This window comes from Variovorax boronicumulans, from assembly GCF_009811375.1.
GTDB classification, from domain to species: domain Bacteria; phylum Pseudomonadota; class Gammaproteobacteria; order Burkholderiales; family Burkholderiaceae_C; genus Variovorax; species Variovorax boronicumulans.
The window spans coordinates 3,356,049-3,368,515 of record NZ_BKDH01000001.1 but is presented as its reverse complement, the minus strand read 5'-3'; the positions used below and the strand labels follow the sequence as shown (position 1 = coordinate 3,368,515).

Here is a 12,467-nt window from a genome sequence, read left to right as displayed (position 1 = left end):
TTCATGAAGACGCCCACGACCGCCTTTCCGCTCAACGCCTGGTATGCCGCCGCCTACGACGTCGAAGTGCGTCACGCGCTGCTGCCACGCACCATCTGCAACCAGAAAGTGGTGCTGTTCCGCCGCACCGACGGCCAGGTGGCCGCGCTCGAAGACGCCTGCTGGCACCGGCTGATGCCGCTGTCGCTGGGCCGCCTCGAGGGCGACGAGCTGGTCTGCGGCTACCACGGCCTGGTCTACAACAGCCAGGGCCGCTGCACCCACATGCCGAGCCAGGAGACGCTCAACCCCTCGGCCTGCGTGCGCAGCTTTCCGGTGGTCGAGAAGCACCGCTTCGTGTGGATCTGGCCCGGCGACCCGGCCAAGGCCGACCCCGCGCTGGTGCCCGACATGCACTGGAACGACGACCCGGCCTGGGCCGGCGACGGCAAGATGATCCGCGTCAACTGCGACTACCGCCTCGTGGTCGACAACCTCATGGACCTCACGCACGAGACCTTCGTGCACGGCTCGTCCATCGGCAACCGCGAGGTGGCCGAGGCGCCCTTCGTGGCCACGCACGGCGACCGCTCGGCCACCGTCACGCGCTGGATGGAGAACATCGACGCGCCGCCGTTCTGGGGCAACCAGATCCGCCACGCGCGCGGCTACACGGGCAAGGTCGACCGCTGGCAGATCATCCGTTTCGAAGGCCCGTGCACGGTGAACATCGACGTCGGCGTGGCCGAGGCGGGCAGCGGCGCGGTGCCGTCGAACGACAACGCAGGCGACCGCAGCAAGGGCGTCAACGGTTATGTGCTCAACACCATCACGCCCGAGACCGACAAGACCTGCCTGTACTTCTGGGCCTTCGCGCGCAACTACTGCCTGGGCGAACAGCGCCTCACGCACGAGCTGCGCGAGGGCGTCTCGGGCATCTTCCGCGAGGACGAGATCGTGCTCGAGGCGCAGCAGAAAGCCATCGACGAGCACCCCGACCACCAGTTCTACAACCTCAACATCGACGCCGGCTCGATGTGGGCGCGCCGCCTCATCGACCGCATGATCGAGAAGGAGCGGCCCGCGCGCGCCGCGATCCCGATCCGTCCCGCCCCAGAGAGCCAGGCCGCGTGATGAAGGTCGCCACCGTCTCCCCCGCCGAGCCCGGCGACAGCGGCAGCTCGCAGGCCGTGAAGGCGCAGCTGCGGCTGCGCGAAATGATCCTCGCGGGCGAGTTGCCCGGCGGCGCGCGCATTGCCGAGGTCGCCATTTCCGAACAGCTTGGCGTGTCGCGCACCCCGGTGCGCAGCGCGTTGATGCGCCTTGAGCAAGAAGGTCTGCTCGAAGCCCTGCCCAACGGCGGCTATGCGGTGCGCACCTTTTCCGAACGCGACGTGGCCGACGCCATCGAGCTGCGCGGCACGCTCGAAGGGCTGGTGGCTCGGCTGGCGGCCGAGCGCGGCGCGGCGCCCGTGGTGCTGCGCGAGGCGCGCGCCTGCCTGACCCGCATCGACGAGCTGCTGCGCGAGCCTGCGCTCGACGACGCGGCCTTCTCGCGCTACGTGACGCACAACGAGAAATTCCATGCGCTGCTGTGCGAGATGGCGGGCAGCCCCGTCATCGCGCAGCAGCTGGAGCGCGTGGTCAACCTGCCGTTCGCCTCGCCCTCGGGCTTCGTCATCGTGCAGGCCAATTCGCCGGCCGCGCGCGACATGCTGGTGATCGCGCAGGACCAGCACCTGCAGGTGCTCGACGCCATCGAGTCCGGCGAGGGCTCGCGCGCCGAGGCGCTGATGCGCGAGCACAGCCGCATCGCGCGGCGCAACCTGCGCGAGGCGCTGCACGGCACGCCGAGCGCCGAACAGCGTCCGCTGCCGGGCGTGCAACTGATCCGCCGTCGCGGCTGATCGACGATTTCTTTTTCTTCTCCTTCCCCGCTGGTGTTCCCCGATGAAAAGCGATCTTCAATGGATGCAGGCGCAGGTGGTGGCGCTGCGCGACGTCACGCCCACCGTGCGCGAGTTCACGCTGCGCCCCGACACCGACTTCGTTGCCGCGCATGAGCCCGGTGCCCACCTGCAGGTGCAGGTGATGACCGAGCAGGGCCGCGTGCAGACGCGCTCGTACTCGCTGGTGGGCGAGGGCGACGGCAGTTGCTGGCGCATCGCCGTCAAGCGGCTGGACGACGGCCGGGGCGGCTCGCGCGCGATGTGGCGCCTGGCCGAGGGCGACCGGCTGCAGGTGAGCGCGCCGCAGAACCACTTTCCGCTCGACCTCGCGGCGCCCGGCTACCTGCTGGTGGCGGGCGGCATCGGCATCACGCCGCTGGTGCTGATGGCGCAGCGCCTGGGCGCGCTGGCCCGACGCCGCGGCGTGCCGGTGGCCATGCTGTACGGCGCGCGCCACGCAGGCGAGTTCGGCTACCTCGACACCCTGCGCGACGCGTTGGGCGAGGCCGGCGTGCAGGCGCACGAAGGCGCCGCGCCCATCGACTTCGACGCCGCCATCGCCGCGCTGCCGCCCGGCGGCCAGCTCTACACCTGCGGCCCGGTGCCGATGCTCGAGGCCGTCAAGCGCGCCTGGGCCGCGGCCGGCCGGCCGCTCGCCGACCTGCGCTTCGAAACCTTCGGCAGCAGCGGCCGCCTTGCCACGCAGGCCTTCACCGTGCGCATTCCGCGCCACGACCTGTCGATCACCGTGCCGGCCGACTGCACGTTGCTCGACGCGCTCGATGCGGCCGGCGTGCAGACCCTGTCGGATTGCAAGCGCGGCGAGTGCGGCCTGTGCGCCATGGACGTGCTGGCCGTGGACGGCGAAGTCGATCACCGCGACGTGTTCCTGAGCCCGCACGAGAAGCAGGCGACCACGCGCATCTGCGCCTGCGTGTCACGCGCGGTGGGTACGCTCACGCTCGATTCCGCGTACCGCCCGGACCGTTGAAAACATCGGTTGCGCGATCATCGCGCAACCATTCGACTGATCGCGCAACAAAGACCCGTGCGGTGGGTGGGTAGGTGGTTGCCTGCTCCGCCAATTGTTGCGAATTGTTCAAAATACGCCCGGTTTCGCGTTCCGTCCCTCAAAGGAAAAATTCCATGCAAAGACGCCATCTCATCCAGACCGCCGGCCTTTCGGCGATTGCGCTCGCCACCGCGCTGTCGCTGCCTGTGGCCAGCGCCCAGGACAACAAGTTCAAGATCGGCCTGATCCTGCCGATGACGGGGCAGTCGGCCTCCACCGGCCGCCAGATCGAGGCCGCCGCGCGCCTGTACATGGCACAGAACGGCGACACCGTGGCCGGCAAGAAGGTCGAGCTGATCGTGAAGGACGACACCGGCCTGCCCGACGTGACCAAGCGCCTGGCGCAGGAGCTCATCGTCAACGACAAGGTCAACGTGATCGCCGGCTTCGGCATCACCCCCGCCGCGCTGGCCGCCGCGCCGCTGGCCACGCAGTCGAAGACCCCGCAGGTCGTGATGGCCGCCGCCACCTCAAGCATCACCGAGGCCTCGCCCTACATCGTGCGCAGCAGCTTCACGCTGCCGCAGGTGTCGGTGGTGATGGGCGACTGGGCGCCCAAGAACGGCGTGAAGTCGGTGGTCACGCTGGTCACCGACTACGGCCCGGGCAACGACGCCGAGAAGTTCTTCAGCGACCGCTTCCAGCTCAACGGCGGCAAGGTGCTCGAGAAGCTGCGCGTGCCGCTGCGCAACCCCGACTTCGCGCCGTTCCTGCAGAAGGTGCGCGACGCCAAGCCCGACGCGCTGTTCGTCTTCGTGCCCTCGGGCGCGGGCGCGGCGGTGATGAAGCAGTTCCTGGAGCGCGGCATGGACAAGGCCGGCATCAAGATGATCGCCACCGGCGACGTGACCGATGACGATCAACTGAACGACATGGGCGACGGCGCGCTGGGCGTGGTCACCTCGCACCACTACTCGGCCGCGCACCCCTCGGCGCTGAACAAGAAGTTCGTCGAAGCATTCCAGAAAGCCAACCCCAAGATGCGCCCCAACTTCATGGCCGTGGGCGGCTATGACGGCATGCGCGTGATCTACGAAGCCCTCAAGACCACCAAGGGCCAGGGCGGCGGCGAAGCGCTGCTGGCGGCCATGAAGGGCCAGGTCTTCGAGAGCCCGCGCGGCCAGGTGCTGATCGACGCGCAGACGCGCGACATCGTGCAGGACGTGTACCTGCGCAAGGTTGAAAAGAAGGACGGGCAGCTCTACAACGTCGAGTTCGACGTTCTGAAGGGCGTGAAGGACCCGGGCAAGGCCAAGTAATTTTTCGGCGACTCGTCGCGTGGGGGCGCTGCTGTTCAGGGCGTCGCTCCCGCCGACGGGGTGCCTTGCTCCGCGAATGTCCCCCGCCCTTCGGGCTCCTCCTTGATTTCGCTGCGCAAGGCACCCCATCGACGTGAGCGTCATGCGCATTGGTCGTTGATCGGCGAGCACCAACAGCGTGCCCTGTGCGCAGGGCACTGGGTGCTTCCCGCAGCGAAATCAAGGAGGAGGGCGAAGCCCGGGGGACATTCGCGGGGGGAAGTACCCGGTGGCCTGTGCACACACCATGAACAGCATCACCCTGAACGAACGCATCCCGAACGCACGTACCTGAAAACATGCTGACCATTCTTTTCGACGGCATCGCCTACGGCATGCTGCTCTTCGTCCTCGCCGTGGGGCTGGCCGTGACGCTCGGGCTGATGAACTTCATCAACCTCGCGCACGGCGCCTTCGCCATGGCGGGCGGCTACCTCACCGTGTTCGCGATGCAGAAGTTCGGCGTGCCGTTCCTGGCCTGCCTGCCGCTCGCGTTCATCGTCGTCGCGCTGGCCGGCGCGCTGCTGGAGCGCACGCTCTACCGGCCGATGTACGGCAAGCCGCACCTGGACCAGGTACTGTTCTCCATTGGCCTGGCGTTCATGGCCGTCGCGGCCGTCGACTACTTCGTCGGCTCGTCGCAGCAGAACCTGCAACTGCCCGAATGGCTGCGCGGGCGCAGCGAATTCGGCGACGGTGCGTTCCTGTTGGGCATGGGCCACTACCGCATCTTCATCATCGCCGTGTGCGCCGTGCTCACCGTGGTGCTGCAGCTCATCCTCTCGAAGACGCGCTTCGGCAGCCGCCTGCGCGCCGCCGTCGACGACCCGCGCGTGGCCGCCGGCCTGGGCATCAACGTCAACATCGTGTTCCTGCTGACCTTCGCCGTGGGCTCGGGCCTGGCCGGGCTGGGCGGTGCGCTGGGCGCGGAAATCCTCGGGCTCGACCCGACGTTTCCGCTCAAGTACATGATCTATTTCCTCATCGTCGTCTCGGTCGGCGGCACCTCGTCGATCACCGGGCCGCTCGCCGCCGCGCTGCTGCTCGGCATTGCCGACGTGGCCGGCAAGTACTTCATTCCGAAGATGGGCGCCTTCACCGTCTACCTGCTCATGATCCTGATCCTCATGTGGAGGCCCCAGGGCCTGTTCACGCGCAAGGGAGGCCGCTGAGATGAGCGCGCCTGCCTATGAATCGGCCCTGCTGCGCACCGCGCGCTGGCGCCCCTGGGAGTTCGTGGTCTGGGCCGTGGCCTTCGCGCTGCCGCTGGCCATGCCCTCGCACTCGCTGCTGGTCAACGAGATCGCCATCGTCGCGCTGTTCGCGATGTCGCTCGACCTGATCCTCGGCTACACCGGCATCGTGTCGCTCGGCCATGCGGCCTTCTTCGGCTTCGGCGCGTACGCCGCCGCGCTGTTCGCCAAGCTTGTCATGCCCGACCCGACCGTCGGCCTCGTGTTCGCCACCGTGCTGTCGGCCGTGCTGGGCCTCGTGGCCAGCGTGACCATCCTGCGCGGCAGCGACCTCACGCGGCTCATGGTCACGCTGGGCACCGCGCTGCTGCTGCTCGAACTGGCCAACAAGCTCGACTGGCTCACCGGCGGCGCCGACGGCCTGCAGGGCGTGGTCATGGGGCCGGTGCTCGGCCTCTTCGAATTCGACCTGTATGGCCGCACGGCCGCCTGGTACTCGCTGGCCGTGATGCTCGTGCTGTTCCTCGTGATGCGCCGCATCGTGCATTCGCCCTTCGGCGCCACGCTCAAGGCCATCCGCGACAACCGGCTGCGCGCCATGGCCATCGGCATCCCGGTGGTGTCGCGGCTCGCCGTGGTCTACACCGTGGCCGCCGGCATCGCGGGCGCCGCGGGCGCGCTGTTGGCGCAGACCACCGGCTTTGCCTCGCTCGACGTGCTGGCCTTCGATCGCTCGGCCGACGTGCTGCTGATGCTGGTCATCGGCGGCGTGGGCTGGCTCTACGGCGGCGTGGCGGGCGCCATCGTCTTCAAGCTGCTGCAGACCTGGCTGTCCTCGGTGACGCCGCAGTACTGGATGTTCTGGATCGGCCTCATCCTCGTGCTGCTGGTGCTCGTGGGACGCGACCGCCTGCTCAAGCCGTGGACCTGGTTCGGCGCTGCAAAGAAGAAGGGCGGTGCGGCATGACCACCGACACCGTGCTCTCGACCCAAGGCCTCGTGATGCGCTTCGGCGGCATCACGGCCACGAACAACGTCACGATGGAACTGAAGCGTGGCGCACGCCATGCGCTCATCGGCCCGAACGGCGCCGGCAAGACCACGCTGATCAACCTGCTGACCGGCGTGCTCACGCCCACCGAAGGCCGCATTTCGCTGCTCGGCGAAGACATCACCACGCTCGCGCCGCACAAGCGCGTGGCGCGCGGGCTGGTGCGCACCTTCCAGATCAACCAGCTCTTCGACTCGATGACGCCGCTGGAAACGCTGGCGCTCGTGGTGTCGCAGCACAAGGGCATCGGCGCGCAATGGTGGCGCCCGCTGGGTGCGGACAAGCGCATCGCCGAGCGGGCCGGGCAACTGCTGGAGCAGTTCCACCTCGCCGACGTCGCCCAGCAGCAGACGAAATTCATGGCCTACGGCAAGCGCCGCCTGCTGGAGATCGCCATTGCGTTGGCCTGCGAGCCGCGCGTGCTGCTGCTCGACGAGCCCGTGGCCGGCGTGCCCGCCGGCGAGCGCGAAGAGCTGCTGCAGACCGTGGCCGCGCTGCCGGCCGACGTGTCGGTGCTGCTCATCGAGCACGACATGGACCTGGTGTTCAGCTTCGCCGATCGCATGACCGTGCTGGTCAACGGCGCGCTGCTGACCGAAGGCGACCCCGAGACGATCGCCAACGACCCGAAGGTCAAAGAGGTCTACCTGGGCCACGGAGAACATGCCCATGTCTGAACTGCTGCGCATCGAGAACCTGAGCGCTGGCTACGGCGAGGCCGTGGTGCTGCACGACGTGGCCTTCACGCTCGGCGAGGGCCAGACGCTCGCGCTGCTGGGCCGCAACGGCACGGGCAAGACCACGCTCATCAACACGCTGGCCGGCGCCACGCGCCAGCACGGCGGCACCATCGCGCTCGGCGGGCAGGCGGCACTGCACAAGCTGCAGCCGCACCAGCGCGCGGCGGCCGGCATCGGCTGGGTGCCGCAGGAGCGCAACATCTTCAAGTCGCTCACGGTGCACGAGAACCTGACGGCCGTGGAGCGCCCCGGCCAGTGGAACCCGCAGCGCGTGTACGAGATGTTCCCGCGCCTGGCCGAGCGCAAGACCAACCTGGGCACGCAGCTCTCGGGCGGCGAGCAGCAGATGCTGGCCGTGGGCCGCGCGCTGGTGCTCAACCCGAAGCTGCTGCTGCTCGACGAGCCGCTCGAAGGCCTGGCGCCGATCATCGTGGAAGAGCTGCTGCGCGCCATCCGCCGCATCACGCGTGACGAAGGGCTGGCCGCGATCATCGTGGAGCAGCACCCGCAGGCGATCCTCGCGATCTCCGACCAGGCCGTGGTGCTCGACCACGGGACCATCGTGCATGCCGACACGGCCGCGGCGCTGCGTGCGCAGCCGGAAGTGCTCGACCGGTTGCTGGGCGTGGCGCGGTAGCGGCGGCCGATCACACAAAACAACCAGGAGACAGACAGATGGCGATCCCCCAGACAGTGTTCAGCGGGGGCGCCATGCTGGCGACCGCCGCCTTGCTCGCCGCATGCGGCACGGCCCCGACCGGCCCCATGCGCCTCGGCCTTGGCGCCGATCCGGCCCAGGCTTGTGCGGCGCTCACCGCGCCCGTGGCGGCCATTGCCATCGGCCTGCCCAGCGGTGCGGCGACGATCGACTCGGCAGCGCTCGTGCCGGCGTCTGCACTGGCCGTGGCCGAGCGCGGCCCCAGCCCCGCCTCGCGCATCACGCCGGCGATGCCTGCGTACTGCAAGGTGCTCGGGCGCATCGCACCGGTCGACGCGAGCGCGCCGCCGATCCTGTTCCAGGTCAACCTGCCGCTCGCATGGAACGGGCGCAGCGTGCAGTACGGCGGCGGGGGCTTCAATGGCACGCTGATCACCGGCCTGGCGCTGGTGCCCGCCGCGCGCTTCGACCTGCCCACGCCGCTGGCGCAGGGCTACGTGACCTACGGCACCGACTCGGGCCACCAGAACGTGCAGGGCCAGCCGCCGCAGGCCTTTGCGCTCAACGACGAGGCGCTCGTGAATTTCGCGCATGCCTCGTACAAGAAAGTGCGCGATGTGGCGGTAGCGCTGACGCAGCGCGCCTACGGCCACGCACCGCAGAAGCTCTATTTCATGGGCAGCTCCGAAGGCGGGCGCGAGGCGCTCACGATGGCGCAGCGCTATCCGCAGGACTTCGACGGCATCTTCAGCCGCGTGCCGGTGATCAACTGGACCGGGCTGCAGCATGCGGGCACGCGCAACGGCATCGCCACCTTCGGCGAAGGCTGGCTGCGGCCCGCGCAGGTGCAGCTGGTGCACAACGCGGTGCTCGCGTCGTGCGACGCGACGGACGGCGTGGCCGACCGCATCGTGTCGAACCCGGTGGCCTGCCTGCAGCGCTTCGACCCGGCCACCCTGCGCTGCGCAGCGGGCACGAGCGGCGACAACTGCCTCAACGACGCGCAGGTGCAGGCGGTGCGCACGCTGCGCTCGCCGTGGCGCTCGCCCGTGCCGCTGGCGCATGGCGTCACCGAGTACCCGGGCTGGGGCATCGGCGGTGAGGGCACGCCGGCCTTTGCGTCGATGGGCGGCTGGAACGCGTGGTGGACCGGCACCGCCGCGCCGACCGTGCCGCCGCAGCCGAGCAACGGCATCGCATGGTTCTACGGCAGCGGGGCGCTGCAGTATTTCTATGCGCGCAATCCGTCGCTCGACGTGCGCAACTACCGCGCCGAAGACTTCGCGGCCCGCATCGCCACCGTGTCGCAGCTGATGGATTCGACCAACCCCGACCTGAGCGCCTTCCACGCGCGCGGCGGCAAGCTGCTGATGCTCGAGCACATGGCCGACTACGCGCAGAGCCCGTTCGCGGGCATCCGCTATTACGAGTCGGTGGTGGCACGCATGGGCCGCGAGAACGTGGACCGCTTCATGCGCCTGTACACCGCGCCCGGTGTGGACCATGTGGGCAGCGGCGCACCGGCCAATGTCGACATGCTCGGCGCGCTGGCCGACTGGGTTGAACGTGGGCGTGCGCCGGTCGGGCTGCAATTGCTTGAGCAGGAAGTGCAGCCACCGTTCAAGACGACCCGCGCGCGTCCGCTGTGCGAGTGGCCGCTGTGGCCGCGCTACGTGAATGGCGATGCGTCGCAGGCGGCGAGCTTCCAGTGCAGTCGGTAGCGCGCGCTTGAAGCGGTCGCGATCTTCAAGGGGCGGTTGAAGGAGTTTCGGGGCGAGGGGGCTTTTTCATGTGCGGGTGTCGCCGCAGACTGCAGGCATCCGAACTTCACAACGACCCATGAGCACCACGCCCCTCATCAGCATCGCCGTCCTGAAGGCCAAGACCGGCCAGCGCGAGGCGCTGCGCGACGCCCTGAGCGCGCTGGTGGCGCCCACGCGGCAGGAGCCCGGCTGCCTCGACTACACCTTGTTCGAACTGCGCGACGAGCCCGGCAGCTTCTACATGCGCGAGTCGTTCCAGGACCAGGCCGCGCTGGATGCGCACTTCGCCACGCCACATTTCCAGGCGTTCGAGAAGCGGTTCGACAAACTGCTGGACGCGCCGATCCGGCTGGTGTTCCTGGAGAAGGTCGCCTAGGCGTCGGCCTCAGAATTGGTACTTGGCGCTCGCGACCACCGCGCGGTCGCTGCCGGGGTAGTACTTGCTGTACGCGCGCGATGCGGCGTACTGGCGGTTGGCCAGGTTCGTGGCGCTCAAGGCGAAGCGCCAGGGCCCGCGCTTGTAGTGCACCGTCGCGTCGAGCAGCGCGACGCCGCCTTCGGACGAGGTGTTGCCCACGTCGTTCCAGCGCTTGCCGATGTAGCGCACGCCGCCGCCCAGACCGAAGCCGTTGCCCATCGTGTAGTCGAGCCAGAGCGAGGCCGTGTTGCGGGGCACCTGGATCGGTGTCTTGCCGCGCTCGGTCTCGTTGGCGCTCTCGCGCACCTTGGTGTCGAGCCAGGTGTAGGAGGCCGTGAGGTTCAGGTCGCGCGCCAGCTCGGCCTTGGCTTCGAGTTCGAGCCCGCGTGAGCGGATGCGGCCGATCTGGCGCGCCTCGAAGGTGTTCTGGTCGTAGGTCACCACGTTGGATTTGCGCAGGTCGAACACGGCCGCGGTGAACAGCGCGCGCGTGCCCTCGGGCTGGAACTTGACGCCGGCCTCCACCTGCTTGCCGCGGCTCGGCCGGAACGGCGTGCTGTTCAGGTCGACGCCGCTGGTCGGCATGAAGGATTCGGCGTAGCTGAGGTACGGTGCCCAGCCGTTGCCGACGAGGTAGCTCAGGGCCGCACGGCCGCTGAACCTGTCGTCGGTCTGTGTCGTGCGCTCGCCTTTCAGCCGATCGTAGGTGGCGGACTTGACGTGGTCCTGCCGTCCACCGAGCGTGAGCAGCCAGTGGGGGCCGAACTTGATCTGGTCCTGTGCATACACGCCGAGCTGCTCGGTGGTCTGCGTGAAGTTGCTGTCGGGCCGGAACGGCTCCGCCACCGGCAGGCCGTTGACGGGAAAGCGCAGGTCCAGGCTCGGCGCCGGCCCGGAGAACTGCTTGGCCGTGTACCGGACGCGCGACCAGTCGACGCCGAACAGCAGCGTGTGCTCGACGTCGCCGGTGCGCACGCGGCCCTGCAGCTGCGTGTCGGCGGTCCATTGGTTGACCCACTCGGGGGCGAAGCGCGCGGTTCGCCGCAGCGTGTAGCCGTCGGGCGCGAGGTTCACGACCACGTGGTGCTTGTCGGTGTCGAAGCTGAAGTAGCGCGTGTTCTGGCGCACCGTCCAGTCGTCGTTGATGTGGTGTTCGAACAGGTAGCCAAGCGACGATTGCTGCTGCTTGATCCGGCTGTAGTTCGGTTCGCCCTGGATGAGCCCGGTGTCGCGCCCCTTCGCGTCGGTCACGTTGAAGGTGTCGTCGCTGGCATCGCTCTTCAGGAACTCGCCGAGCAGGGTGAACGAGGTGGCGGCCGACGGTTGCCAGCGCAGCGAAGGCGCGAGGTAGCTGCGCTTCACTTCGGCGGGCGCGCCGTTGGGATAGCGCTGCTGGCTGTTGCTGTCCAGCTCGACGCCCACGAGGCGGTAGCTCAGCGTGTCGCTCAGGGTGCCGCCCAGGTCCACGGCCAGCTGCTTGCGCTGGAAGCTGCCGTACTGCACTTCGATCTCGCGCGTGGGCGTGCTGCTGGGCATCTTGCTGACGCGGTTGACGATGCCGCCCGCATCGCCCAGCCCGAACATCACCGACGACGGGCCGCGCAGCACCTCGACGCGCTCGACGCCGTAGGGCTCGGTCAGCGAGTAGGCGGGCAGCAGCAGGCCGTCGCGGTACATGGCGTTGCCTGCGGTGGCGTCGAAGCCGCGCAGCAGCAGCCAGTCGATGCCGCGTGCGTCGTAGCCCCAGTTGCCGGCGACCACGCCCGGTGCGTAGCGCACGGCTTCCATCACGGTCTGCACGCCGCGCGCTTCGAGTTCTTCGCGGCCGATGACGGAGATCGACTGCGGCACTTCGAGGATCGGCGTGTCGGTCTTGGTGGCGCTCTGGCTGCGCCGGGCGACATAGCCCGGCACCGGGCCCAGGCTGGTTTCGAGTTCGGCGGTGGCGCTCACGGTCACGGCCGGCAGGGTGGCGCCGGCGGCGCTTGGCGCTTTCTCGATCACCAGCGTGCTGCCCGCTATGCGGCCGGCCAGCCCGCTGCCCTGGAGCAGTTGCGCGGCGGCGGCCTGCACGCTGAGGCTGGCCTGGACCGGGCGGCCCTGCAATCCCTGCAGCAGACCCGGCGCCGCCAGCAGCTGCACGCCGGCCTGGCGCGCAAGCTGGTTCAGCGCCTGGTCCAGCGGCTGGGCGGGGATCGAGAAGGCGATGGCTGCGCCGGCGGCGGGCGGTGTCGCGCTCTGGGCCCAGGTGGTCTGGCTGGCCTGCGTAACCAGGCACAGCACGGCCGCCGCGATCAGGTGGCGCCGGCCGGCGGGGAGAAGAAGGTGGCGGGAGGGCATGCGGTT

11 protein-coding genes are annotated in these 12,467 nt (G+C 69.1%); 10 read left to right on the top strand and 1 reads right to left on the bottom strand.

From position 1 onward, the window contains the following. Positions 1-3 precede the first annotated feature (3 nt). From VHAB30_RS15525 to VHAB30_RS15480, 10 genes are all read left to right on the top strand, one after another. Positions 4-1,113: an aromatic ring-hydroxylating dioxygenase subunit alpha gene (locus VHAB30_RS15525; RefSeq protein ID WP_159277589.1), complete on the top strand. Its 1,110-nt coding sequence runs from the start codon at positions 4-6 to the stop codon at positions 1,111-1,113. Next, positions 1,113-1,886: a GntR family transcriptional regulator gene (locus tag VHAB30_RS15520; RefSeq protein WP_062470623.1), complete on the top strand. Its 774-nt coding sequence runs from the start codon at positions 1,113-1,115 to the stop codon at positions 1,884-1,886. The genes VHAB30_RS15525 and VHAB30_RS15520 overlap by 1 nt, the downstream gene beginning before the upstream one ends. A 43-nt stretch (positions 1,887-1,929) precedes the next feature. After that, on the top strand, positions 1,930-2,919 hold the full coding sequence (locus VHAB30_RS15515) for a PDR/VanB family oxidoreductase (RefSeq protein WP_062470620.1): 990 nt from the start codon (positions 1,930-1,932) through the stop codon (positions 2,917-2,919). Between the two features lie 155 nt (positions 2,920-3,074). Beyond that, the gene (locus VHAB30_RS15510; protein WP_062470617.1) at positions 3,075-4,259 is read left to right on the top strand and encodes an ABC transporter substrate-binding protein; all 1,185 of its coding nucleotides are present in this window, start codon (positions 3,075-3,077) and stop codon (positions 4,257-4,259) included. 338 nt (positions 4,260-4,597) lie between these two features. Then, complete coding sequence (locus VHAB30_RS15505; protein WP_056582994.1) at positions 4,598-5,470, top strand: branched-chain amino acid ABC transporter permease; 873 nt, start codon at positions 4,598-4,600, stop codon at positions 5,468-5,470. A gap of 1 nt (position 5,471) precedes the next feature. After that, on the top strand, positions 5,472-6,458 hold the full coding sequence (locus VHAB30_RS15500) for a branched-chain amino acid ABC transporter permease (protein WP_062470615.1): 987 nt from the start codon (positions 5,472-5,474) through the stop codon (positions 6,456-6,458). Continuing rightward, positions 6,455-7,219, top strand: coding sequence for an ABC transporter ATP-binding protein (locus VHAB30_RS15495; protein ID WP_062470612.1), 765 nt, complete (start codon positions 6,455-6,457; stop codon positions 7,217-7,219). Before VHAB30_RS15500 ends, VHAB30_RS15495 begins: the two co-directional genes overlap by 4 nt. Next, positions 7,212-7,919 (top strand): ABC transporter ATP-binding protein, encoded by a 708-nt coding sequence (locus VHAB30_RS15490; RefSeq protein ID WP_095744599.1) that lies wholly within the window; start codon positions 7,212-7,214, stop codon positions 7,917-7,919. Before VHAB30_RS15495 ends, VHAB30_RS15490 begins: the two co-directional genes overlap by 8 nt. Before the next feature lie 38 nt (positions 7,920-7,957). Beyond that, positions 7,958-9,661: a tannase/feruloyl esterase family alpha/beta hydrolase gene (locus tag VHAB30_RS15485; protein ID WP_159277588.1), complete on the top strand. Its 1,704-nt coding sequence runs from the start codon at positions 7,958-7,960 to the stop codon at positions 9,659-9,661. Positions 9,662-9,779: 118 nt separating this feature from the next. After that, the gene (locus tag VHAB30_RS15480; RefSeq protein ID WP_159277587.1) at positions 9,780-10,079 is read left to right on the top strand and encodes a putative quinol monooxygenase; all 300 of its coding nucleotides are present in this window, start codon (positions 9,780-9,782) and stop codon (positions 10,077-10,079) included. Between the two features lie 9 nt (positions 10,080-10,088). On the opposite strand, the gene VHAB30_RS15475 is transcribed toward VHAB30_RS15480, so the two are convergent. Continuing rightward, positions 10,089-12,461, bottom strand: coding sequence for a TonB-dependent siderophore receptor (locus tag VHAB30_RS15475; RefSeq protein WP_159277586.1), 2,373 nt, complete (start codon positions 12,459-12,461; stop codon positions 10,089-10,091). Between the last annotated feature and the right edge of the window lie 6 nt (positions 12,462-12,467).